At 50.8% G+C, this 25,686-nt stretch carries 19 protein-coding genes; 13 read left to right on the top strand and 6 right to left on the bottom strand.

Annotated elements, in window-relative coordinates:
- Positions 1-7 precede the first annotated feature (7 nt).
- Complete coding sequence (gene rppH, locus ACFOE0_RS05650) at positions 8-526, bottom strand: RNA pyrophosphohydrolase (protein ID WP_248935086.1); 519 nt, start codon at positions 524-526, stop codon at positions 8-10.
- A 744-nt stretch (positions 527-1,270) separates the two neighbouring features.
- On the opposite strand from rppH, the gene mutH reads away from it, so the two are divergent.
- Together mutH and ACFOE0_RS05640 are read left to right on the top strand one after the other, a co-directional pair.
- Positions 1,271-1,939, top strand: a complete 669-nt coding sequence (gene mutH, locus ACFOE0_RS05645) for a DNA mismatch repair endonuclease MutH (protein WP_283106367.1) — start codon at positions 1,271-1,273, stop codon at positions 1,937-1,939.
- Between the two features lie 226 nt (positions 1,940-2,165).
- Positions 2,166-3,239 carry an adenylate/guanylate cyclase domain-containing protein gene (locus ACFOE0_RS05640; protein WP_248935087.1) on the top strand — a complete coding sequence of 358 codons (1,074 nt, stop codon included), beginning with the start codon at positions 2,166-2,168 and terminating at the stop codon, positions 3,237-3,239.
- A gap of 42 nt (positions 3,240-3,281) precedes the next feature.
- Here ACFOE0_RS05640 and oxyR read toward each other — a convergent pair whose 3' ends face one another.
- The 3 genes from oxyR to ACFOE0_RS05625 all read right to left on the bottom strand — a co-directional run bounded on the left by oxyR (position 3,282) and on the right by ACFOE0_RS05625 (position 5,981).
- A complete protein-coding gene (gene oxyR, locus ACFOE0_RS05635) occupies positions 3,282-4,202 on the bottom strand; it encodes a hydrogen peroxide-inducible genes transcriptional activator OxyR (protein ID WP_115135798.1) in 921 nt (306 codons plus the stop codon).
- 187 nt (positions 4,203-4,389) lie between these two features.
- Positions 4,390-4,755, bottom strand: a complete 366-nt coding sequence (locus tag ACFOE0_RS05630) for an Hpt domain-containing protein (protein ID WP_115135799.1) — start codon at positions 4,753-4,755, stop codon at positions 4,390-4,392.
- A gap of 263 nt (positions 4,756-5,018) precedes the next feature.
- Complete coding sequence (locus ACFOE0_RS05625; protein WP_248935088.1) at positions 5,019-5,981, bottom strand: TIGR01212 family radical SAM protein; 963 nt, start codon at positions 5,979-5,981, stop codon at positions 5,019-5,021.
- Between the two features lie 438 nt (positions 5,982-6,419).
- On the opposite strand from ACFOE0_RS05625, the gene gltB reads away from it, so the two are divergent.
- The 7 genes from gltB to ACFOE0_RS05590 all read left to right on the top strand — a co-directional run bounded on the left by gltB (position 6,420) and on the right by ACFOE0_RS05590 (position 15,644).
- The gene (gene gltB / locus ACFOE0_RS05620) at positions 6,420-10,868 is read left to right on the top strand and encodes a glutamate synthase large subunit (RefSeq protein WP_248935089.1); all 4,449 of its coding nucleotides are present in this window, start codon (positions 6,420-6,422) and stop codon (positions 10,866-10,868) included.
- A 5-nt stretch (positions 10,869-10,873) separates the two neighbouring features.
- Positions 10,874-12,280 carry an FAD-dependent oxidoreductase gene (locus ACFOE0_RS05615; protein WP_248935090.1) on the top strand — a complete coding sequence of 469 codons (1,407 nt, stop codon included), beginning with the start codon at positions 10,874-10,876 and terminating at the stop codon, positions 12,278-12,280.
- A gap of 143 nt (positions 12,281-12,423) precedes the next feature.
- Positions 12,424-13,116, top strand: coding sequence for a 5'-methylthioadenosine/S-adenosylhomocysteine nucleosidase (gene mtnN, locus ACFOE0_RS05610; protein ID WP_115135803.1), 693 nt, complete (start codon positions 12,424-12,426; stop codon positions 13,114-13,116).
- A gap of 18 nt (positions 13,117-13,134) precedes the next feature.
- Complete coding sequence (locus ACFOE0_RS05605) at positions 13,135-14,091, top strand: cobalamin biosynthesis protein (RefSeq protein ID WP_248935091.1); 957 nt, start codon at positions 13,135-13,137, stop codon at positions 14,089-14,091.
- Positions 14,092-14,157: 66 nt separating this feature from the next.
- Positions 14,158-14,562 carry a DUF2721 domain-containing protein gene (locus ACFOE0_RS05600; RefSeq protein ID WP_283106369.1) on the top strand — a complete coding sequence of 135 codons (405 nt, stop codon included), beginning with the start codon at positions 14,158-14,160 and terminating at the stop codon, positions 14,560-14,562.
- Between the two features lie 153 nt (positions 14,563-14,715).
- A complete protein-coding gene (locus ACFOE0_RS05595) occupies positions 14,716-15,126 on the top strand; it encodes a nuclear transport factor 2 family protein (protein WP_248935534.1) in 411 nt (136 codons plus the stop codon).
- A gap of 107 nt (positions 15,127-15,233) precedes the next feature.
- Positions 15,234-15,644, top strand: a complete 411-nt coding sequence (locus ACFOE0_RS05590) for a hypothetical protein (protein ID WP_248935092.1) — start codon at positions 15,234-15,236, stop codon at positions 15,642-15,644.
- Positions 15,645-15,680: 36 nt separating this feature from the next.
- On the opposite strand, the gene tyrS is transcribed toward ACFOE0_RS05590, so the two are convergent.
- A complete protein-coding gene (gene tyrS, locus ACFOE0_RS05585) occupies positions 15,681-16,877 on the bottom strand; it encodes a tyrosine--tRNA ligase (RefSeq protein ID WP_248935093.1) in 1,197 nt (398 codons plus the stop codon).
- 125 nt (positions 16,878-17,002) lie between these two features.
- Between tyrS and ACFOE0_RS05580 the strand changes: the two genes are divergently transcribed.
- Positions 17,003-18,400, top strand: a complete 1,398-nt coding sequence (locus ACFOE0_RS05580) for a peptidoglycan DD-metalloendopeptidase family protein (RefSeq protein WP_248935094.1) — start codon at positions 17,003-17,005, stop codon at positions 18,398-18,400.
- On the top strand, positions 18,397-19,503 hold the full coding sequence (locus tag ACFOE0_RS05575) for an anhydro-N-acetylmuramic acid kinase (RefSeq protein ID WP_248935095.1): 1,107 nt from the start codon (positions 18,397-18,399) through the stop codon (positions 19,501-19,503). Before ACFOE0_RS05580 ends, ACFOE0_RS05575 begins: the two co-directional genes overlap by 4 nt.
- Positions 19,504-19,546: 43 nt before the next feature.
- Here ACFOE0_RS05575 and ACFOE0_RS05570 read toward each other — a convergent pair whose 3' ends face one another.
- Positions 19,547-21,721, bottom strand: coding sequence for a winged helix-turn-helix domain-containing protein (locus tag ACFOE0_RS05570; RefSeq protein WP_248935096.1), 2,175 nt, complete (start codon positions 21,719-21,721; stop codon positions 19,547-19,549).
- Between the two features lie 217 nt (positions 21,722-21,938).
- Here ACFOE0_RS05570 and ACFOE0_RS05565 point away from each other — a divergent pair, with 217 nt between their 5' ends.
- Positions 21,939-24,368 (top strand): alpha/beta hydrolase family protein, encoded by a 2,430-nt coding sequence (locus ACFOE0_RS05565; protein ID WP_248935097.1) that lies wholly within the window; start codon positions 21,939-21,941, stop codon positions 24,366-24,368.
- Complete coding sequence (locus tag ACFOE0_RS05560) at positions 24,365-25,681, top strand: alkaline phosphatase (RefSeq protein ID WP_248935098.1); 1,317 nt, start codon at positions 24,365-24,367, stop codon at positions 25,679-25,681. Before ACFOE0_RS05565 ends, ACFOE0_RS05560 begins: the two co-directional genes overlap by 4 nt.
- Positions 25,682-25,686 lie beyond the last annotated feature (5 nt).

Raw genomic sequence — 25,686 nt, 5'->3', positions numbered from 1 at the left:
CTTGGCTTCAGTTTCTGGTCCTGGACCGACGCCTCCCTGACTCCCGCGTTTGAAAAGGCAGTGCAGTGGGGGCGAACTCCTTCATTACTCTTCTATATACATCACGCTTAAAAGACACCACCTGTCTGACCGGGTACCAATAACTTACCCAGCGCCAGTCATCAAACTCGGGATGACCGGAAGAATTCAGGTCGATGGCATTCTCATGGCTTTTCAGCTGCAATAAAAACCACTTCTGTTTCTGGCCAATGCACACAGGTTTGCTGTCCTGCCGGACGAGGCGCTTAGGCAGCCTGTATCTGAGCCAGGAGCGGGTTGAAGTCAGAATTTGTACATGCTCAGGTCTTAACCCGACCTCTTCATATAATTCCCGGTACATGGCCTGCTCAGCCGTTTCCCCTTCATCCACACCGCCCTGTGGAAATTGCCATGAATGTTGACCAAACCGTCTGGCCCACATTACTTGTCCAAATTTATTACAGATTATGATGCCCACATTCGCGCGAAAACCGTCGCTGTCAATCACATGGACTCCAAACAAAAAACTTTCAATGAGTCGATTGTTTCACAAAGACGCATCCTCGGCAAACGTCTATTTTTAGTGATGTTTTGGATAAAGTTTAAGGTAAATCTCAAATTATCAACAGCAGCATGAAATTTGCTCTGGGGATTATCCACAAAATCTGTGGATATCTATGTTCGAAACTCGGTTAAACACCGCTAAAAGCCAGTAAAACCGTAAAATGGGATTTTCATCACTAGATTAAACAAACAACAATAACACCTTATTTTTCAAACACTTAAACGCACACACATAGAGTGCATAGAGCCTTAAAAATACGATTGCACATTTTTTAACCAGCAAGATAATCCTTAGCACTATATGAGTAAATGTGCGCAGTTTATTCACACTCGAATTCATCCACCTCTGAGTTTTATCATTTATAACGGTCATTTAGTGGATTGACTTTGTCAGAAAACTGCTGTTAAGCATTCGGAATCAAGAGTTATCCAAAAAATCTGTGGATAAGTTTGTGAGGAAAACAGGGGAAAGCAGAGAGTAAGTTGAACAAACAAAACGACATTATCCCGAAACTCTATTTATATCGTTTCAAATCAGCAGCTTACCAATAAAGATAGAAGTTAATATGTGTCAAAGTCAGGCTGGTCACAAAACGCCCAGTACAATTCAATTGAAAACCGGCACTTAAAACTTATCCAACACTGGTACACTAATCAGCTATTCCCCGGCTCATGACAGGACCTCAGTTTGACCACCCCGGCCCCTAAAGACTTAGATGAATTGATGCAGCGTGTAGATGATATGGCAGGCCTGACACTGGGGCAATTGGCATCCCATCATGGTATTCCAGTGCCTGAAAATCTGCGCAGAGATAAAGGCTGGACAGGACAACTGATTGAAACTCATCTTGGTGCGACTGCGGGCTCCAAGCCGATGCAGGACTTTATTCATCTGGGCGTGGAGCTGAAAACCATTCCCTTGAGTCTCAGCGGTTCGCCGCTGGAAACTACCTATGTATGTGTTGCGCCACTGATTAATATCCAGGGACTGTGTTGGCAAGACAGCTTGGTGAAACATAAGTTGCAGCGGGTACTCTGGGTACCCATTGAGGGTGACAGGCAGATCCCGGTCGCCCAGCGACGTATAGGTACAGGCATACTCTGGGAGCCCAATAACGACGAAGAGCAATTGCTGAAACAGGACTGGGAAGAGATTATGGAGTTAATCGCGCTGGGGAAGGTAGAAAGCGTCAGTGCCCGCCATGGCGATGTACTGCAACTTCGCCCCAAAGCCGCCAACAGTAAAGTCGTGACCGAAGCCATAGGTAAAGAGGGGAAAACTATTATGACTAACCCCAGAGGCTTCTATCTCAAGACAGGTTTTACCGCGTCGATATTGGCCCGCGCCTTTGGCTGACGACGTGCTGAAAAATCGGCCTGATTTAGTGTTAATCTGATAACCCGAAGAAATTAAACCGATTTTCTCAATAAACCGAATACCCGACCTGCTGAAACATTAACACAAGTCAGACCTTCTTTCGGCCACTTGATCTGGATCACGAATGTGACTGGAAAAGATGCCTTGATATGAATACACTAGCGGCTCTTTGGAGCAGCATCATTCACAGAGTAATAATCAGTCAGTGAGAGCAAGTCGACAGGCCATAAAACTGGCGTTTGCAATTCTTGCATGGACAGCCGCTATGGCTGCCTTTGTATTTTTCCGTTACGCGCAAACTCCGGATCTGCCTCAATGGGCTGTTGGCTCTGCAGATCTGGCGACGCTTGCTATCTATATGGGTGTGATATTCGGCAGTCTGCACTGGCTATCCAACCTGATAGCAGATTTCAGCGCCATCAACCGCCTCCCCTATCTGTTCTCCGTTATCTTCAAGGGCCTGTTCCTGTTGCTGGGTGCCACTACACTGGCGTATATGACCCAGTTCCTGAATATGTGGGCCATTGAAAACCACATGGCGACGCTACGCCAAATGCTGACAGTCCATGTACTTTATACCCCTTCATTCCAGGCTTTGATCGTTTACCTGGTCGTCGTGCGGGTGAGTCTGGCATTTATTGAGCAAATGAGTTTGCTGGTTGGCCCCAGAGTCCTGATTAATATCGGCATGGGCAAATACCACAAGCCAAGATATGAACAACGCCTGTTCCTGTATCTGGATATGGTTTCTTCCACGGCCCATGCCGAAACATTGGGCGACTACCGTTTCAGCCGTTTGATCCAGGATAGCTTCAGCCTGCTGGCAGATACCGTCAACCGCAATGAAGCTGAAATCTATCGTTATATGGGTGACGCAGCGCTGATTCACTGGCCCCTTGAAGAGGGCGTGGTGCAGGACCGCTGCATGAACATCTATTTTGAGTTCAGCCAACAACTCAATTGGCAGCGGCAGTACTTTGAAGAGCATTACGGCTTTGTGCCCAAGTTCAAAGCTGCGGCGCACTGTGGTCAGGTTGTGGCAGCTGTCGTTGGGGTGCATAAACAGGAGATCAGTTTCTTCTCTGATGTGCTGAATACTCTGGCCAGATTGCAGGACCAATGTAACCCACTGGGCCAAAATATGCTGCTGTCTGGTAACCTGGTAAACAGATTGGAAAACAGTGATTCAGCCTATGTCCTGCACGATTTGGGTCAGGTAAAACTCAAAGGTAAGCAACATACCACTCAGGTATTCGGTGTTAGCCCAAGAGGCAGATGATCTCGCCAGAATCAATGATAAACAGAAAAAGAAAAGCGGCTATCATGCCGCTTTTTGCTGTGCTTGACTCAGGAGTTTCTCTATCTCAAGTCCCAGATTCCTGAAGGTGGAAATCCGGCTGGTAGTTTGTCGCCACACCAGGCCGATGTCCCGATAAGGGGCCTCTCCCGGCGGGTTAATCACCTCCAACTCGGTGTCATTCAGAATACCTGAGTCAATTGCCATCTGCGGCAGAAAAGTCGTACCCAGTTTGCTGTTAACCATCTGCACCAGTGTATGCAAACTGGTGGCTGCAAATGGGTTTACCTTGGCGCTGTCAGACAGCTGGCAAGCTGAAATTGCATGGCCGGTAATACAGTGCTCACTTTGCAGCAGAAAGATGCTCTCATCGGGCAGCAGTTGATAATCGACAGGGTTATGGAAATCCGCCTGTAGATCCTTATGAACCACCATTTTGAATGGATCAACACCTACTTTCATCTTGTGGTATCCGCGGGTATCAACAGGCAAAGCCAGCAACAACAGGTCCAACTCCCCCTTCCCCAGAGACTCGAGTAATCTGTCAGTGGTGTCCTCTTTTAACAACAAACTGAGTTGAGGGTAGGTTTGCTGGCAGTGACGCACAACCCGACTGAGCAGGAATGGCGCAATAGTGGGAATACACCCCAATCTTATTTCACCGGTCATAGGTTCGCCCTGATTACGAACCAGCTCAACCAAATCATCGACATCAGTCAGCAGCTTTCTTGACCGCAGCACCACCTCTTCACCTATCGCGGTGAACATAAAAGATTTGTGGTCACGCTCAATGAGTTGATGCCCCAGCTGCTCTTCCAGATTCTGGATACCACTGGACAGCGTCGACTGGCTGACATGACAAACCTTGGCAGCTCGGTTGAAGTTCTGTTCCTGGTGCAGATTGACCAGGTAAAACAGGTTTTTCAGGCTGGGTAAATGTTTCATTTAATCGATTGCCTTTTTGCATTTGCACCTGATTTTCTAACTTTAAGCACTCTAGCACATTTCAATTACTGAAAAAGCCAATTCAGATCAAACCTGACAAAGGAATCGCCATTAGAAACTGTCGTCACTTTTTACAGGCATAAAAAAACGGCACCCTTAGGTACCGTTTATCTCTTGAGCCAAAGCGTTACACTTTAGCTTCCAGATAAGCCTTCAGCATCGCCAGATCTTTTTCGCCATTCTCAACAATGACACTCAACCATTCTGAGTGCATTTCTGGCCAATCTGACGCTTCACCATGCTGCAGTAACTGAGCGTACTGCTGAATACGCTTCAAACCCACAGAGCCAGCGGCTCCCTTGAACTTATGTGCTTCAGAGCACAGTACTTCTTTCTCAGCATCCTGGCTTGCTGTTACCAGGTTCCCTACATATTCAGGCATCAGCTGCTCAAACAATACAACACTTTTAAGCAAGGTTCCGGCTCCGATTGCACTGCAATATTGTTCCAGTGTGTTCAGGTCCAGAATAGTTTCCAAATCAGCTGTCGCCATTGATGCCCCCTCTGTAGAGTATATTCGTTACGCCCACTGCATGCCGCTGTCCACTGGACGCTTGCGCTGCTTCGATTCCCTATGAAATGCAGGGTTGCAGGTCATTTTATCTGAGTCATGATACCTGCTGCCAAGCGTGGTGCAACACAATAAGTGGATTTTGCTGAAGTTTCCGCCCCAGTTAACAAAAACGCAACAAAACAGGGTGACACAAGACATCTTCATCTTAAAAAAACTAATAGATGTAGCAAGTTGTCACAGGGCTATAGCAGGGTGAAAGGACTATGGGTATTCACCCCTTGCCCACCATGCTCTTTCAGGTTATCCACAATGGCCACCAGTCCATCCCATCTGGATGAGCACCACTCAGGTGCAAGCAACATGGGCTTTTTGGCATAGGCGCTGACTCTGTGCAGTATGACATCAGATGGAATCGCTCTGATCATCTCGCCAACGCTGTAAACGTATTGTTCCAGCTCTAGTGTCGATAATTTACCCGCCCGCCAGGCTTTAGCCATGGTACTGCCTTCAACTATGTGTAAGGGGTGAATCTTCAACCCTTCGACTCCAAGCTCAAGTACCATCTTCAGGGTTTGCATGTAGTCATCATGGGATTCACCGGGTAAGCCCAGGATGAGATGGGTGCAAACCTTGAGTCCATGGGATCTGGCACGCGTTACAGTATTGGCGTAGGCGTCAAACTCATGACCCCGGTTGATCTTCTTTAACGTGTGATTATGGGCAGATTGCAAACCCAGCTCCAGCCACACTTCAACGCCTCTGGACTGATACTCTGCCAGCAAAGTCAGCACTTCATCGGGAACGCAGTCAGGCCTGGTGCCGACGTGCAACCCCACAATATGACCATCAGCAAGAGCCTCGTCATATTTCTGTTTCAGTACCTGATACTCATCATAAGTGCTTGTATACGCCTGAAAATAAGCAATAAATTTATCGCTAGCGGTGCCTTTGGCACTGCCCACTTTCTGTATACGCTTGATTTCCATATTGGCTTTACCCGCCTGCAGCTGCTCACTGATACTCAGAGGGCTGCCCATTTCATGACTGAATGAGGCTACGTTACAGAAGGTACAACCACCTTTCCCCAAAGTACCGTCCCGGTTGGGGCAGGTAAATTTGGCATCAATAGTGAGTTTCTTTACACGGGTACCGTATTTGGCTTTGCAAACGGCACCAAAGGTATTGGCATATTTGTCGAGTCCCATGGCGACGCTCCCGAAATGAAAAAGGCGGGTATTTTAGTCACTCCTTGAGTAATAGTCCTTGGCAAAGATCAAAATCCCGGGAGTCAGTGCTGACTAAGCACTCACGAAGTTCCATTCACTGTATTTGCAAAAAAAATCATTATTCGTAAATTCGGAACAATCTTACCCAGCGTCGTCCATTTCGTAACAAAATCACAAAGCATGTTTCAATTTTCTTTTTATTCATACCGTTATACGAGCGCTTTTTCAGTTTACGTCAACGTAACCATCAATTTCCCAACGACTAAAGCATGACTCAAAACCATATTTTTATGCATTTTTCTTGATTGACCTTTGCATAAAGTGAAGATAGCTTGGATGGTTCGGGTAAAAATCAATATAAGAAAAGTCATTTCTCCCGACGTAGTAAACCTTGAGCATTGAAGGGAGGTTGTGTTTATGAGTTTGTATCATCCCAGTTTTGAGCGGGACAATTGTGGCTTTGGCTTGATAGCCCAGATGGATGGAGAACCCAGCCATCGTATTGTGCGTACCGCGATTCATGGCTTGGACAGAATGAAGCACAGGGGTGGTATTGCCGCTGACGGGCAAACGGGCGATGGATGCGGCCTGCTGATGCAGATGCCGGTTAAGTTTTTTGAGGCCGTTGCAGCGGAAAATGACTGGCACCTGAGCCGGAAATTTGCCGTAGGCATGCTGTTTCTCAGCCAGGATGAAGACAAAGCCGCGGCTGCACAGTTTATGCTGGCAAAGGAGTTGGAGCGGGAAACTCTGAGTATCGCCGGATGGCGTAAAGTCCCGATTAACCCGGATGCTCTGGGCCCCATTGGTCGTGACACCCTGCCACAGATCTATCAGGTATTGATTAACTCCCCTATTGGCTGGCGAGAGAAAGATCTCGAGCGTCGTCTCTATATGGCGCGTCGCAGACTGGAGCAGCAACTGACAGATGACAAAGATTTCTATGTGGCGTCGCTTTCCGGTCAGGTGATTGTCTATAAGGGCCTGATGATGCCTGCGACCCTGCCAGAGTTCTATCAGGATCTGGCTGATATCCGGCTGCAAAGCTCCATCTGTTTATTCCACCAGCGCTTCTCAACCAACACTTCACCCAAATGGCCGTTGGCTCAGCCTTTCCGCTATCTGGCTCACAATGGTGAAATCAATACCATTACCGGTAACCGCCAATGGGCAAGAGCCAGGGCCTATAAGTTTAATTCGCCTTTGTTACCTGACTTGCAACAGGCTGCACCTTTCGTCAATGAAACAGGTTCCGACTCCTCCTCTTTGGACAATATGCTGGAGATGCTGCTGTCCGGCGGGATGGACCTGTATCGTGCCATGCGCTTGCTGATACCACCTGCGTGGCAAAGCAACCCGGAAATGGATGAAGACCTTAAAGCCTTCTACGACTTTAACTCCATGCATATGGAGCCCTGGGACGGTCCAGCAGGCATCGTAATGACCAATGGCCGTCATGCCGCCTGTGCCGTTGACAGAAATGGTTTGCGCCCTTCCCGCTATGTGATCACCAAAGACAGAATTCTCACTCTCGCCTCTGAAGTAGGCATCTGGGATTACGGCGCCGATGAGGTCATCGAAAAGGGTCGGGTTGGCCCAGGTGAACTGCTGGTTCTGGACACCCTTGACGGTCGTCTGTATCAATCCTTTGAAATCGATGACGACCTCAAGCGCCGTCACCCATACAAACAGTGGATGGCAAAGAACTCCAAGACGCTGACGCCTGCCTATATGTTGGCAGCCAATCAACATGGCACCAGAGAATTTAAGGCCGATGCTCTGCTGCAATACCACAAGTTGTTTGGCTACACCCGTGAAGAATTGGAGCAGGTGATCTGGGTACTGGCTCAGAGAGGGGAAGAAGCAACAGGCTCAATGGGTGATGACACCCCTATGGCGGTGCTCTCAAAACAACACCGCAGTCTGTACGATTACTTCCGCCAAAAGTTCGCCCAGGTTACCAACCCGGCGATTGACCCCTTGAGAGAGAAACATGTGATGTCGCTGACCACCTGCGTGGGTCGCGAGCAAAACCTGTTTAACGAAACCACTGGCCATGCTTACCGGGTGATGTTCGAATCCCCTATTTTGCTGTTCAGCGACTTCAGCCAACTGATGACGCTGGACAAGGCCAATTACCGTGCCGATACCCTGCAGCTGAACTATGACCCTGCCGAAGGGCTGGAAAACGCCATTCGCCGGGTAACAGATGAAGCTGAGCGTCTGGCGCGCACAGGCACAACCCTGTTGGTGCTGTCTGACCGCTTAATCACTCAGTCAACTCAGTTGATCCCCGCGGCCATGGCGGTGGGCTCGGTGCAACAGCGCCTGGTGGAAAAAAGCCTGCGCTGTGACACCAACATCATAGTTGAAACTGCCAGTGCCCGTGATCCACACCACTTTGCAGTGCTTCTGGGCTTTGGTGCTACCGCTATCTATCCGTACCTGGTGTATGAATCCATCGCAGATATGGCAGATCGTTTCGGCGAAGAGGACAGGATCACACTGATGCTGAACTTCCGTCAGGGCATTGAAAAAGGCCTGCGGAAGATTATGTCCAAAATGGGGATCAGCACAGTTGGCTCGTACCGCTGCAGCCAGCAGTTCGAAGCCGTAGGTCTGGCCGATGATGTGGTTGAGCTTTGCTTCAAAGGTGTGATCAGCCGTATCCAAGGGGTTAGCTTCAGCCATATTGCCGACGACCAGCAAAAGCTGCATCAAAGAGCTTTCCGCAAACACCTGCCACTGCTGCAGGGTGGACTGCTCAAGTATGTTGATGGCGGCGAGTACCACTGTTTTAACCCGGATGTGGTCAACACGCTACAGCAATCACTCCGTGACCGGGATTATCAGGCCTATAAGAAATTTGCCGGACTGGTTGACGACAGACCTGTAGCAACGCTGCGCGACCTGATTGGCATCAAGGGAACAGAAACCTCAGTCGAACTGGACAAGGTTGAAGACGCCAAACACCTGTACCCTCGATTTGACAGCGCCGCCATGAGTATTGGCGCACTGAGCCCTGAAGCTCATGAAGCATTGGCAATTGCCATGAACCGTCTGGGTGGGCGCTCCAACTCTGGCGAAGGCGGTGAAGATGCCCGTCGTTTCAACAGCGAGCGAAACTCAGCCATCAAACAGATTGCCTCTGGCAGATTTGGGGTGACAGCGCACTATCTGGTTAATGCAGAAGTGCTGCAGATTAAAGTTGCCCAGGGTGCCAAGCCAGGTGAAGGTGGACAGTTACCGGGAGATAAGGTCAGCGTGGAAATCGCCGGTCTGAGACACTCCCGTCCGGGTGTAACACTTATCTCGCCGCCACCGCACCACGATATCTACTCCATTGAGGATTTGGCTCAGCTGATCTTCGACCTCAAGCAGATTAATCCCACAGCCATGGTGTCGGTCAAACTGGTATCTGAGCCCGGCATTGGCACCATTGCTACAGGTGTGGCTAAAGCCTACGCCGATATGATTACCGTATCCGGTTACGACGGTGGAACCGGCGCCAGCCCTATTACCTCGGTGAAATACGCTGGCAGCCCATGGGAGCTTGGACTGGCCGAAGTTCACCAGGCTCTGGTACAAAATGGCCTGCGCCATAAAATTCGCCTGCAGGTGGATGGCGGTCTGAAAACCGGACAGGATGTTATCAAAGCGGCTCTGTTGGGAGCCGAAAGCTTTGGCTTTGGCACAGTGCCCATGATTGCACTGGGCTGTAAGTACCTGCGCATCTGCCACCTGAACAACTGCGCCACCGGCGTGGCAACCCAGAACCAAACCCTGCGTGACAAGCATTACCATGGTTTGCCCGAGCGGGTCATGACCTACTTTGAGTTCGTCGCCACCGAAGTCCGTGAATGGATGAGTCAGCTGGGTGTCAGCAAGTTTGAAGATCTGGTTGGCCGCAGTGAGTGGCTTACCGCACTGGAAGGACAAACGGATAAACAACAGGGACTGGATCTCTCAGCCATTCTGTATAAGCCACAGGTACAACCCGGCAGCGCAGCTGTCTGGCAGGAAAGAAACATTCCTGATGATAAAGGCGAGCTAAACCTGAAGCTGGTTGACACCTGCAAAGATGCTGTTGATCAGGGAGAAGGATTCACGGGTCGTTTTGCTATTAATAATACTGACCGCTCAGTTGGCGCAGCGCTGTCCGGTTACATAGCCAAAGCTCATGGTGTTAAGGGCTGTACACAGTCCCTGCAACTGGAGTTTCAGGGCACGGCAGGACAGAGCTTCGGTGTCTGGAACAGTCCGGGCATGGAGATGAAGCTTATCGGTGACGCCAATGACTATGTAGGTAAAGGGATGTCCGGCGGTAGCCTGACCCTCTACCCTGCTGTCGGCAGTAACTTCAAGACTGACCGCTCAGCCATTATCGGCAACACCTGTCTTTACGGCGCGACCGGCGGCAAGCTGTTTGCCGCAGGCCAGGCCGGTGAACGATTTGCCGTGCGCAACTCAGGCGCTATTGCCGTGGTTGAAGGCCTGGGTGATAACGGCTGTGAGTATATGACAGGCGGCATAGTAGTGGTGCTGGGACTGACCGGGGTGAACTTTGGCGCGGGCATGACCGGTGGCTTTGCCTATGTGTTTGACCAGTTCGGCGACTTCAACAAAAGGGTCAACAAGGAACTGGTTGATACCCATGAGCTGAGTAACCCCATTCATCAGGAGCACCTCAAAGGCCTTATTCAGGAACACGTTGAGCGCACCAACAGTGAACATGCCAAGTTGCTGCTCAGCGACTTTGAAAACTGGGTAGACTGCTTTGTGCTGGTAAAACCCAAGAATGTGGAATTGGCGGATTTGCTCAAGCATGAGCAAAGTGGTCAGGTATTGTCAGTGAAGGCGGGGTAACAGCAATGAGTAACGATTTTCAGTTTATCGATGTTGCACGTAAGGATCCTGCCAAGCACCCGGTAAAACGCCGTGCAACCGAGTTTATCGAAATCTATCAGGCGTTCGATCAGCCACAGGTTCAGCAGCAGGCTGACCGCTGTCTGGACTGCGGCAACCCCTATTGCGAATGGAAATGTCCGCTGCACAACTATATCCCCAACTGGCTGAATCTGGCTAAACAGGGACGCATTATGGAAGCGGCGGATCTGGTACATGAGACCAATACTCTGCCGGAGATCTGTGGCCGGGTTTGCCCTCAGGATCGTCTGTGTGAAGGAGCCTGCACCCTGAACGATGAGTTTGGTGCCGTCACCATTGGTAATGTCGAAAAGTACATTACTGACACTGCCATAGCTCAGGGCTGGCGGCCGGATATGTCCACTGTCAGTCCACGTTCGGAGAAAGTCGCCATTATTGGCGCGGGTCCGGCCGGGCTCGGGTGCGCAGATATTCTTGCCCGTAATGGCATCAAGGCTGTGGTGTATGACAAGTACCCTCAGATTGGCGGCTTGCTGACCTATGGTATCCCCTCTTTCAAACTGGATAAGAGTGTAATGGCTACCCGCCGTACCGTGATGGAAGGGATGGGCATTGAGTTCCGTCTTGGTGTGACAGTCGGCAAGGATATCGCCTTCCAACAACTGGTCGACGAGTACGACGCAGTATTTCTTGGGATGGGAACCTACAGCGCAATGAAGGGTAACCTGCCGGGAGAAGAAAGTAACGGTGTATACCAGGCGCTTCCCTATCTCATTGGTAACACTCACAAAGTAATGGGCACTCAATCCGACGAACATCCATACCAGTCATTGAAAGGCAAAAAGGTGGTGGTTCTGGGTGGTGGTGATACTGCCATGGATTGTGTTCGCACCGCCGTGCGTCAGGGCGCAACCTCGGTAACCTGTGCTTACCGCCGTGATGAGGAGAACATGCCGGGCTCCCGTCGCGAGGTGCAAAATGCCAAAGAGGAAGGTGTGGAGTTTCTGTTCAACCGCCAGCCCGTCGCCATCAAAACCAAAGATGGCTTGGTTACCGGTCTTGAGTGCGTGGAAACTCAACTGGGCGAGGCCGATGAGTCTGGCCGACGTCGCCCGGAACCAATCAAAGGCAGTGAGCAAGTACTGGACGCTGACGCGGTCATTATCGCTTTCGGTTTTCAGCCAAGTCCTGCCCCCTGGTTGAACGACTTCGGTATCGAGCTGGATCAGTGGGGAAGAGTAAAGGCCAGTAAGCTGGATGATAACCCATTCCAGACCACCAATCCCAAGGTGTTTGCCGGTGGTGATATGGTTCGTGGCTCAGATCTGGTGGTAACTGCCATCGCCGAAGGCCGGGACGCCGCTATGGGGATCCTCAATTATCTGAGTTAATCCCGAGGTCACTTCCAAACCGAAAGCCCACATCACAGTGGGCTTTTTTGTGCGCCGACAACAGCTTTGTCCCCTCTACTCGCCCATTGAATATGCTATAGTTAGCGCCAATTTTATCCCTTTATTAATTCAAAAGGTCTGACATGAAAATCGGTATTATCGGCGCTATGGAGCCGGAAGTTGCCCACCTGATCGCTTCCATGGAAGCTGCTGAGTCACAAACCATCGCAGGTATTGAGTTTGTTGCCGGTCAGCTGAATGGCAAAGAGGTGATTGTGACCCGTTCAGGTATTGGTAAAGTTGCTGCCAGTATCGCAACCACGCTGCTGATTGAGAAATACCAGCCTGACTATGTGATTAACACTGGCAGCGCCGGTGGCTTTGTAGACTCACTGGAGATCGGCGATATCGTCATCTCCTCTGAAGTACGTCACCACGATGTTGACGTGACTGCCTTTGGTTATGAGATTGGGCAGATGGCGCAACAGCCAGCCGCCTTTATGCCCGATGCCAAACTGGTTGAAGCAGCCAAGAAAGCCGTTGATTCTTTGGGTGAAGTCAAAACCATCGAAGGCCTTATCTGTACCGGTGACAGCTTTATCTGTGATCCTGAGCGTACCGCAGTGATGCTCAAGCACTTCCCAACCATGGCCGCCTGTGAAATGGAAGCCGCAGCGATTGCTCAGGTGTGCCATCAGTTCCAGGTACCATTCGTGGTAATCCGTTCTCTGTCTGATAATGCCAACAACGACTCTCCGGTGGATTTTGACAGCTACATAGTTAAAGCCGGTCACCACTCAGCCCTGATGGTTATGGCATTGCTACAACAACTGTAAGGAGTTAACCCGGGGATCATGGACGTCACTCACCTGTCAGCGACAGACATAGGTGTTCTGGAAACATTTGGACTGCTGCTGTCAGCGTTGGCGCTGGCTGCGCTGCTGCCATTGTCCGGTTCCAAAGATCCCCTGGGTTGGTTTGGTCAGCTTGCAGCTCAATTGGCAGCCAAAGCTGGCCATCCTGAACGCAGTAAAGCACAGCAATATACGGCCGGTACTCTGTCCACCCTGTTGCTGGTACTGCCTTTCTGGTTCATCCTCAGTTTTATTCCCGTACTGGCAGCTTACCCTTGGTTTTTTGAACTGATTATTCTCTATCTGTGTATTAATCAGGGTGGATTGGGCAAAGAGCTGCTACAGGTAGCGCAATGGTTGGATACCGAAGACAAGGCCAGTGCCAGAACCGCGCTGGCAAAGCGTGTTCCTCAAAGCACTGATAATCTGTCGGCCACAGGGTTGAGTAAGACTGCTGCCGAACTGGCATTCAGTATTCCCGCCATTAATGTTGTCAGCGTATCCCTTGCCTATTTCGCCGGAGGTACCGCCTTCGCGTTACTGGTTAGAATGCTGGCGGAACTCACCTGGCAATGGCCGCTTCAGTCCCCCAGACTCACCCTGTTCGCTGTTCCCGTGCATCGCCTTATGCACTTGCTGCTGTTCATTCCTGTGCTGATCTGGCGCCTGTTATTGGCACTGCAGGCCGGCACTCTGGCCATCGGCGGCTTATTCAGCTCCCGCTGGTCACTATTCCCGGGCGTGATTACCGGGGCGCAGGTACTGCAGCGACAACTGGGTGGCCCGCAGATTTTTAATGGTGCTAAGGTAACCAGACCCAAGGTTGGGCCGACCGCGCTGCCTGACGCAAGCGATATCCTCAGGGCTGTCAGTATCAGCCGGATTGCCTGCGGCTATTTTATTGCCCTGCTTGCCTGTCTGCCGCTGATGTGGATGATAGTGAGCTTATACAAGTAACCGGCGCTGCCCGGGTTAAAACAATAACCTCTGACTCAAAAATAATAATCATTGGAGCATGCGACTTTGTTCGTACAATCTATCTCTCTGACTACACCCGCCCTTATGTTCCCGGCGATCTCCCTGTTACTGCTTGCCTATACCAACAGGTTTTTCTCGCTGGCGGCCCTTATCCGCAATCTCAGCAGTGACGACAAACCGGTAAAGCAGGCGCAGATACATAATCTCAGCCAGCGCATCAAAATCATTCGCCGTATGCAGGAAGCCGGGGTTATCAGCTTTGCACTCTGTGTTCTTTGTATGCTGATTATCTACCTGGGTTTCAATAAAGTCGGTTCAGCCGTTTTTGGCCTGAGTCTGGCGCTGCTGCTCTACTCTTTGGTGCTGTCTGTGGTGGAGATACGTATCTCGGTAGATGCACTCAATATTCACCTGCAGCAAATGGGACAACACCCCGATAAAGACGCTTGATCCCGCCTGATTCAAAAGGCATTATTCAGCCTCCGGGCAGCAATGTCTGCCCACCTGTTTTTCATCTGTCGAAAGAGTAGAGACGCGACTGTGCGATATTTGTGGTTATCCCTGTTTCTGTTTTCCAGCCTGACTCTGGCCGCGCCGGGAGATATGCCCCGTGAACAACAGTTGGCCATGAACTACATGCAGGCGCTGACCAGTCATAACTACACCAAGCTGAAAGAGTTCTACGACAGAGAAACCGTCTTCTATGACCGTACTGCCGGTAAAAAGTACACAGGTGAAGTCCATATTCTGAGTTTTCTTCGCCGCGCCCATAAAGGGGTGATGGAGTACCGCTTTAATCTGGAGCATATGTACAACTCAGGCTCTCTGGTGGTAATGATTGGAAGCTACTACCTGAAAGGTCCTGGTGATCAGTTCGGCAAGCCCGGGAAAATCATCGAGGTTGCAGTGCCCGGAGTGACCAGCCTGAAACTGGATACGGACAAAGGCAGAGTCAGAGAGCATATTGACCTGATTGATTACCAGACCATGTCGGATCAATTGGCCCCTCAATAAACCGCCTGACCGTTTCAGATCACAGTTTTCAATCCCGTTTGAAACTCTGAGCGGAATTTGCACTCCAAGATTACAGTGTCGTTTGATATGCCCTGAGGATTGGCTGGATGCTGTATTTGCCCACCCGTTTTGTCTCTCTGTTAACTGCAGTGTTATTGGTGACTTGCTCCCAGGCCGTGGCCTCGGATCTTCCCCCTATGGTGACCTCCTATGCCGAAAAGCCGGTACAGGGATTCAACCGCCAGGTCGAAGCAGCCAGCAAACAGGACAAGAAATGGGTCAGACAAGCTGAATCTATCAGTCAGCACTACGCTGGCAGTCAATTCAAACTGGTTCGAACCGTGCCCCATGGCAATGTCTCTGTCAGCTACCTGACCCGGATTGACCAACACCACCACAAGCAGATACTCATGATATTGATGTTGGAGCAGTCGGGTAAGCACTGGCGTCTTAACAAGGCAATGGTGAGCTGGCAATGTAAAAAGGGCCAGCACTTCAGTACTGACCCTTGTCATTAATTGCGTTTGAACGCTGCAGATATTCGGCCTGGCTGATTAGTTCAGCGTGACCTTGGCAAACTTGCGCTTACCCACCTGGAATACCGCAGTAATTCCTGCGCTCAATACCAGCTTGGTGTCTTCAACTTTGTCACCATCCATCTTCACCGCGCCCTGCTTAATCATACGCATGGCATCTGAAGTCGAACCAACCAAACCCGCCTCTTTCAGCAAGTTGGCAATGGCCATACCTTCACCGGCAGCCAGAGTCACTTCCTCGATATCATCAGGGATAGCGCCTTTCTGGAAGCGGGCAATAAAGTTCTCATGGGCTTTCTCAGCAGCAGCTTCGTCATGGAAGCGGGCAATGATCTCTTTAGCCAGCAGAATCTTGGTGTCACGCGGGTTGGCACCGGCATCAACCTCAGCCTTCAGCTGAGCCACTTCATCCAGAGGGCGGAAAGAGAGCAGCTCGTAGTAACGCCACATCAGCACATCAGAGATAGACATTATCTTACCGAACATCTCATCAGGCGCTTCACTCACACCAATGTAGTTATGGGCAGACTTGGACATCTTCTTAACACCGTCCAGACCTTCCAGCAGTGGCATCATGATCACAGCCTGTGGCTTCTGACCGGCGGCCTTCTGCAGCTCACGTCCCATCAGCAGGTTGAACTTCTGGTCGGTACCGCCCAGCTCAACATCGGCTTCCAGAGCAACGGAGTCATAGCCCTGCAGCAATGGGTACATAAATTCGTGAATAGCAATGGACTGCCCGGAAGCATAGCGCTTCTTAAAGTCATCACGTTCCATCATACGGGCTACAGTCTGTTGAGACGCCAGACGGATCATACCGGCAGCGCCCAGATCTTCCAGCCAGCTGGAGTTGAACTCGATACGGGTTTTGGCTGGGTCCAGAATCTTGTAAACCTGCTCTTTGTAAGTTTCAGCGTTAGCCAGAACCTGCTCGCGGGTCAAAGGTGGACGAGTGCTGTTTTTGCCGCTTGGGTCACCAACCATGCCGGTAAAGTCACCAATCAGGAAGATAACCTCATGGCCCAACTCCTGAAACGCGCGCAACTTGTTGAGGATAACTGTATGACCTAAGTGAATATCCGGTGCGGTTGGGTCAGCCCCCAATTTCACCTTCAGAGGACGTCCCTCTTTCAACTTTTCAAGCAGATCCGATTCGAGCAAAATCTCGTCGGTACCTCGTTTAATTTCTGCTAATACCTGGTCTAAATCAGCCATCTCGGCAGTTACCCCTAAGAGCCTAAAATAAATAGAAAGAGACTTATGTTACTTGTTAGCCCTAATAAATGAAAGTGTGTACACTTAGGGATGAGTTGTCGTTTGAAATTTTGGTACCGAGTTCAATGGGAAAGGTCATCACACTGTTTAATTTACTGCCCAGATTGCATCAAGCATTGATAGGATTGCTGCTGTTGATCATCTTTGCAGCTTTTCTGATCCCTTCAGAGGATGCCGAGGCCTCCCGTCATACAGAAAAAACTGCGGTTTCCACCCAGGCTCCCCAAACCGATATCCAACTACCTTTGGCGTTCCGCACTCCGGATGGCCCTCAGCCTGCTCTGTCAGGCAACTCAGCCGAGGTCAGGTCCAACGACAATACCACTCAGGAAAACGCCAATACCGAACCTGTTGAGCCCGCGCAGCCTGAATTGACAGAAGATTCCTTCACTGTTCGTGATGGCGATACCCTGGCAGCGATTTTTAACCGTGCCGGGTTCAGCGCCCGTGACGTTTACGACGTTACCCAACTTAAGCAAACCGGCAAAATCGTAAAGAAACTAATGCCGGGCGACAGCATTACCCTGATTAAAGACAGTGACGGCAAGTTTGCTGGCCTCAGATATCAACTCAGTAAAATTGATACCCTGGTCGTCAGCCGCAATGATGACAAGCTTCACGAATACACTGTTACCAAAGAGGTCACCCATGAAGAGAAATTTGTGACCGCTGAAATTACCTCTAACTTCTGGAATGCCGGAGTGAAGGCGGGACTTTCTGCTGCTCAGATTATGGAACTGGCGACCATTTTTGGCTGGGATGTGGACTTCGCTCTGGATATTCGTGAGGGCGACAGCTTTGCCCTGCTGTTTGATGAAGAATATGCCGATGGTAAATTCCTGAGAAACGGCAACATTCTTGCCGCAGAGTTTATCAACCAGGGAGAGCGCTTCACCGCAGTGCGCTACACAGATGGTCAGTACTACTCCGAAGAGGGCCGAAGTATGCGTAAAGCCTTCCTCAAGTCCCCGGTTGATTTTAAGTATGTCAGCTCCAACTTTAATCCAAGACGTCTGCACCCGGTAACAGGCCAGGTGAAAGCCCACAGAGGTGTGGATTATGTTGCTGCCGTAGGCACACCGATTAAAGCCGCCGGTGCAGGCCGGGTGATAAAGTCCTCGTACAACAAGTACAATGGTAACTATGTGTTTATCAAGCACAATGACACCTACACCACCAAGTATCTGCACCTTAACAAGCGAAAGGTTAAGCAAGGCGACAATGTTAAGCAGGGGCAGACCATTGGTACTTTGGGTGCCACAGGACGTGTAACCGGTGCCCACCTGCACTATGAGTTTATCGTCAACGGCGTACACAGAAACCCACGTACAGTGAAACTGCCAAAAGCCGACCCTATCGCCAAGAAAGAGCGCGCGGCCTTTGCTAAGCTCAGTGAAACTCTGATGGCAAAAATTGAATCGGAAAAACAGGTTCAATATGCCAGGGAGAGCAACGCCCAATGACAGGCCTGTATATAGGATTAATGTCCGGCACCAGTATGGATGGTGTCGATGCCGTGCTGGTCGATTTCACCTCTCCTCAGCCTAAGTTGATTGCCAGTCACTCAGAGCCGATGCCAGAGCACCTGTTTAAAGGGTTACAGCGTCTTTGCCAGCCCGGCACAGATGAAATTAACAGGCAGGGCCGACTCGACCGAACTGTCGGCCAACTGTTTGCCAAAGCCGTTAATGCCTTGCTGACCAAATCAGGTGTATCACCACTGCAGGTCTCTGCCATTGGCAGTCACGGACAGACAGTACGCCATATGCCCTCTCTGGATACCGGCTTTACCCTGCAGATTGGCGACCCCAATACCATTGCGGTGGAGACAGGCATTGATGTGATAGCCGATTTTCGCCGCAAAGATGTGGCCCTCGGTGGCCAGGGGGCTCCGCTGGTGCCAGCCTTTCATCAGGAAGTCTTTGCCAGTGAAGATAAAGTACGTGTGATACTCAACATAGGTGGTATCGCCAATATCACCTATCTGCCGGGCGACCGTTCCCGGGTACTTGGGTTCGACACCGGGCCGGGTAATACTCTGATTGATTACTGGATACAGCAACACAGACAGCTGGCATTCGATAAAGATGGTGAGTGGGCGGCGTCAGGACAAACTGATCCCGAATTACTGCAGCAGATGCTGTCCCATGCCTATTTTGCCCAAAACTTTCCCAAGAGCACAGGGAGGGAGCTGTTTAACCAGGCCTGGCTCGAACACCAGCTGGCCCAGTACAGCCATCTGAAAGACGAAGATATTCAATCCACTCTGCTGGATCTTACCTGCCACTCTATCGCCAATGATGTGCTTAAACTCGCTCCTGGCGGCGAACTCTATGCCTGTGGTGGTGGAGCCCTGAACTCTGAGTTGATGCGTCGACTGTCTACTCTGCTGCCAGAGTACAAAATCACCTGCACGGCCGAAATCGGAGTGGATCCCAAGTGGGTTGAAGCCATAGCATTTGCCTGGCTTGCCATGCGATTTGAACAGGGATTACCGGCCAACCTGCCAGCGGTAACCGGGGCCAGTCGTCAGGCCGTACTCGGCGCCAGATACCCGGCAGCATAGTTCATAAGTAAAAAGCCCCGGTTCAACCCGGGGCTATTTGTATCTAGTTGATGACAGGATGTCTGAGCAGCATCACATCACGCTGGGGATAATCTGTCAGTGTCATCAGCAGTCTGTCTCTCTCAGGGATATAGCTCATGGTGCCAAAGCTGCTTAGAAAGCTGGAAGGTAACCGCAATACGCCTTTACTGGTATTGGATTCCCGGTCCAGTGCACTGACCATATATTGCCGGCTGCTGAGTCTTTCTTTGAAATACACATGGGTTTCAGTGGCCGTCCAATTGAACTTATCAGACAGCACCACACCTTTGGGCGCATTGCCCCAATCAACTCCCGAACTTCTTCCACGCAACAACGCCACAGGTTGAGGAAGTTCGTTACCTGCATTGAGAGCGGCTTCATAAGCCTGAATATCCAGTTTCCAGAGGCCATTGACATCATCACGGCTGAAGATCAATTCCCTGTCCCCCACTACCTGACCCCGGACAAAATCCAGCTCCTCCATAACCAGAGGAGCCTTGCCATCAAAGGTGAATTTCACCATGGCATCATTGACCGATGAGTAGATGGCCTTATCACCTGGCCCCCAGAACAGACGGGTATGATTGGAATAGGGAGAAGAGATCACTCCAAGCTCTCCCGATGCCAAATCCAACACGTGGATTTGATTTCCCTCATTCATCTCGTCGGGGGCAATAAAGGCGATCTTCTTGCCATCGGCCGACCAGCGTGGAAACAGTGCGCGCCTCTCCATCACAGTATGTTGGATGCGGTTACGCCCTTTACCGTCGGAACTCCAAATCTCATTGAACCCGGTTTCGTTGGAGGTATAGACCACGCGACCGGTTACCGGTGAGTAGTCGGGCAATCTTTGGCTGTAACCAGAGTAAAACAGAGGATAAGGAGTCTGAGGAATCTTTTCATCCAGATCCATGTAAGCCACATCATACTGGCGGGCGTAGGAGCTATATACCAAGTCATCACTACCGGGAATAAAACTCGGATAACTCACTCCCTGAACATCAAGGTCACTCACTTTCAGACTGGTCATATCCAGGTGGAAACCGCGCCTGACGCCGGAGCTTTCCACGCCAAAGACCAATTGCCGGGCATCATGATGCCAGGTCAGGCCTCTGATATCCTCCATCCCCTGAGTCAGAGCTTTCTCTATCCCGGTGCTGCGCTCGTACAAAAAGATATCTTCAGAAATATTGCTTAGTCGCCTCGCCACGGCGATATAACGCCCATCTGTACTGTAGGCCAGATCTCTGGCACTGCCGCTGCAGCCTTCTACACAATTGATTTTCTCCGGTACGGCATCATTCTGGTCAAGCCGGAATCGGTAAACCTCATCCTGGCGCTCACCTGACATTCGGTGAATATAAGCCAGCTCTTTACCATCAGGCGAGATATCCAGGGCGGCTCTGCGGGTGTTACAGGCTGTCAGAAACCTCAGATGACCTGTATTCACTGTCATCTCGGTCAGGAAACAACGACCGTCTTCAGCCCTTCTGCTGGGGAAATAGAGCGATTCACCTTCAGGGTGCCACACAGCTCTGTACTCATTGGAATCACGGGAGGTCAGGCGCCTTGCGACGGCATCTTCCTGCTCCATATCTTTAATAAAGAGACTGTAGTTTCCCCCCTGACTTGATGCGCCATATACCAGATATTTGCCATCGGGAGACACTTTCGGGAAACGCTCAGAACCATCGTCCCGGGTCAGGTACTTAAGCACAGCAGCACCGGGCTTTGCCGCCCCGGTAAACAGCCACCAGCTCATCAGACACAGGAGTAAAGTTCCTGCCGTGCCAATGCTCCAGCTAAGGTAGCGAAATCTTCGGTAGCTGACTTCAACAGGCTCCTCATCCTGCTCACTCACTTCATCAAAAACCGGTGCCACCAACAGCCGATAACCAGCCTTACGCACAGTTTCAATCACTGTGTCCTGGCTCAAAGGTTCCAGCTGCTGTCTCAGGTGCCAAATTGCATTGGTCAAGGCCTTACTGCCGACATACTCATTCCCATCCCAAACCGACTCAATGAGTTGTTCACGGGTAACAACGCCGGGATACCCCAGCGCAAGTTGCGCGAGCACTTCGATAAACTTGGGCTGCAGCGACAACTTCTCCTGCCCTTCGAAGCAAATACTGTTATCGGACAAATCGACGCGACAATGACCGAGATTGAAATTGGTTGTTTTTATATTTGTTTCCATTTTCACAATCTGAGGTTCTGGCTTTCACCATTTATGGTAAACAATTAATTTACATAAGAATAGAGAATAAATAGAGGTTGAAACAAGACAGAAACGAGGGTAGCGGGATTGCTGCCCGTAGAAGGATCCATTACAAGGAACTGGCAGGCTGGAACAAGCTGATGAATATCAAGCAGATTTCAGTTCTCTGTCAGAAAAATTTAACAAGGATTTCTCTATGCGCGGTACTCCCTGGCTACTGGCCACTCTGTTACTCTTCAGTCAACTGAGCTGGTCATCTGACGGTTATCAACTTCCCCCGGACAACCTGCAGCAGGTGGTCGAACAGACCAGCGGTCCAGTCACCATGCTGTCTCCTGACAAACGCTGGATGGCAGTGATGGGACCGACGCCGGCACCTTCCATCAGTGAATTGGCCCGTAATGAAGTGCGTCTTGGCGGCCTGCGCATAGACCCTGAACGACTTACCCCAAGTCGAATATCACGCCAATATGAGTCATTGGTGATGATTCCATTATTCCAGAGCGATAAAGTTATCCAACTGGATATCCAGCTTCCCGAAGGGATCACCTACATCTCAGGAAGATTCTCTCCAGACAATCGCTTTTTCTCTTTTGCCGGGCTGAGTGAACAAGGAGCCTATCTCTACCTGTATGAACTGGAATCACAAAAGCTGACCAAGCTGAAAAATGCCCGCCTCAATGCCACCATCAGCAGTCGTTATCAGTGGCTGGCTGACAGCAGCGCCATTCTGTTCAGACAGGCCACCAACACCAATACAGATACCCGCCACGATGTTAAGGCCGGTCCTGTCCCACTTATCAAGAGTACAGGCCAACAAAAAACCCCGCGCCGTACCTATCAGGATCTGTTGAAAACCCCGGCTGATGCCGACTATTTCCAGGCTCTGACCCTGAGCCAACCCGCTTTGGTAACACCTGGGGGCAAACTGACCAAGATAGGTAAGCCGGGCGTTTACGGCACTGTCAGCCTGTCTCCGGATAACCGCTTCCTGCTGCTGACCAGATTGGCAGCACCATTCTCCTACCGGGTGAAATACTATGACTTCGCTAAAGAAGTGGTGGTACTCAAGCTGGCAGATCAGAGCGAGAAAGTCGTTGCACTGCAATCCAGTGGTGAAATCCGCCCGTCCGGACCTGATTCTGTCACACCAGGAAAGCGCAGTTTCAGCTGGCACCCAGCCAAAGCTGCGTCTTTGGTATGGCTGCAAAGTGCAGATAATGGCGACAGCAAGCAGAAAGCCAGGCTCAGAGACGAGCTGTACCAACAGGACGCTCCATTTGCTGAACAGCCAACCAAAATAGTTGCCACTCCCTGGCGGATAACTGGAGTCGACTGGATAAATGAGACCAGTGCGCTAATCACACAACGCAGCCGTAAACAGCAAAAGCTGCGTCTCAGCCTGCTGCAGGATAATGCCTTAACTCAGTGGCATGAAAGAGGCCTTCGTGACAGCTACAAACACCCGGGCACCCTGCATAAAGCCCTCAACAGTTTCGGTAAGCGAACCCTGGCATTTGACGGTGGAAAACTGCTGCATTACGGTTTGGGCGCGTCAGATTCAGGCTATCAACCTTTCCTTAAACGGACCCAAATTAACAATGGCGACAGCCAGCTACTCTGGGAAACCCGGGGTGACAAATACCAAAGGGTTAAATATGTTCTCAATGAGCAGCCACTTGAGCTGATTATCAGCAGTGAATCCAAATCTGCAGCCCCCTCCATTCACCATCTGAATGTGGACACAGGTGAGTCCCGCTTGCTGTATCAAAGCCCGGACAGACTGAGCGCCTTCAAAGGTGTTCAAAAGCAATTGGTCAACTTTACCCGCAACGACGGTCTGGAGCTGTCCGGCACCCTGTATCTGCCAGCGGGTTACCAAACCAGCCAGGGGCCATTGCCGGTGATCATCTGGGCCTATCCCCGAGAGTTTAAAGATAAGTCTGTCGCCTCTCAGGTGGCGTACTCCCCCAATCAATATCTGAAGATCAGCCCCCGCAGCCCAATTGCATTGGTCTCTCAGGGTTACGCCGTGTTTGACAGAGTTGCCATGCCAGTTATCGGTGAAGGCAACAGCAAACCCAATGACACCTTCAGAGAGCAACTGGTTGCCAATGCCAGCGCCGCCATCGATAAGCTGGTAGCTATGGGCGTCGCCGACAGAAACCGGATAGCCATTGGCGGCCATTCATATGGCGCCTTTATGGTGGCCAACCTGCTGGCTCACTCAGATCTTTTTGCCGCAGGTATCGCCCGCAGTGGTGCCTACAACCGCACCCTTACCCCCTTTGGATTCCAGAACGAAGAACGAAACTTCTGGCAGGCAACCAGTCTGTACAAAGAGATGTCTCCCTTCACCCATGCCGACAAAATCGACGAGCCGATCCTGCTTATCCACGGTGAGATGGATTCCAACTCAGGTACTTACCCCATGCAGTCCGATCGCCTGTTCAATGCCATCGCAGGTCTTGGTGGCACAGCCAAGCTGGTGATCTTGCCCTGGGAAAGTCACAGCTATAAAGCCAAAGAGTCACTTAACCACCTGTTGTGGGAACAGCTTAACTGGCTGGACACTTACCTTAAACCAACGTCCGTGGCAGACACAGCAGAGGAAACCCCACTATGAAAAAATCAGTGATTCAGGCCCTGTTACTGGCCTGCTGTGGCATTGCTGCAACCGCATCGGCCAGGCAACCCCAAAATATTATCTTCCTGATAGGTGACGGTATGGGCCCGGCCTACACCACCGCATATCGCTACTATATGGCGGAAGAAACCGGCGATGTCAGCCCCACTATTTTTGACGACTTGCTCACTGGCATGGCTGGCACCTATCCGGACGATGATACCCGGGTCACGGATTCAGCAGCATCAGCTACAGCACTGGCCACAGGCCGTAAAACCTATAACGGCGCCATCGGTATAGACAGGGACCACAGGCATTTACCCAGCCTGCTCAGCGAAGCCAAATCCAGAGGTTACACCACAGGGATAGTCGTCACCTCACAAATCAATCATGCCACTCCGGCCAGCTTCCTGGCTCATAACGAGAGTCGCAGAAATTATGATGCCATCGCAGATGATTACCTGGGAGAAGATGGCCGCTCACCCGTGGCAGATCTGCTGCTGGGAGGCGGTACCAGCTACTTTATCCGTCCAGACAATAATCTGGTCAAAGTCTTTCAGCAGCAGGGCTATCAATATCTGAATCAATATCAGGGACTGAAGCAGCTCACCATACCTGCATTGGGCCTGTTTGCTCCCAAAGGACTGGCTCCGGCACTGGGCAGTGACCATCCCCACAGGTTGGCCAACATGACTGCCGCGGCCCTAAAGGCACTGGACCAGCAAGCCAAGCCCTATGTGCTGATGATAGAAGCCAGCCAAATCGACTGGTGCGGTCATGCCAACGATATCGCCTGTGCCATGGCTGAAATGGATGACTTTGCCCATACCATGAAACTGGTAAAAGAGTATGTGGACACCAGAGAAGACACCCTGATGGTCGCTACCGCTGATCACTCCACAGGTGGCCTGACACTGGGTAAGCATGGCGTTTACCAGTGGAAGGGATCTGCACTCAAAAAAGTCAGTGTCATGCCGGAACAAATAGCTCAGTTACTGAAAGAGTCTCCGGAAGATTTGGAAAATATAGTGCAGACACACACAGGCCTGACCCTCACAGCCGTCCAGCGTCCGATATTTTTACAGGCTCTGAAAGACCCCGATGACACCAATGTTGAACAGTTGGCGCAACTGGTAAAACACCTGATAGACGAGGCAACCTATACAGGCTGGACGACATCGGGCCACGATGCCATCGATGTGCAGATCTTTGCCCACGGCCCTCAGGCCGAACAGTTCCGGGGATTTATGGATAATACCCAAATTGGCAAAAAGCTGATCTCACTGCTGCAACCGATTCCGGCAGGTAGCTAAAGGGT

This window comes from Shewanella submarina, from assembly GCF_042646185.1.
In the GTDB taxonomy this organism is placed as follows: Bacteria; Pseudomonadota; Gammaproteobacteria; order Enterobacterales; family Shewanellaceae; genus Shewanella; species Shewanella corallii.
The sequence above is the reverse complement of the archived record's forward strand: the minus strand, read 5'-3'. Positions and strand labels throughout refer to the sequence as shown.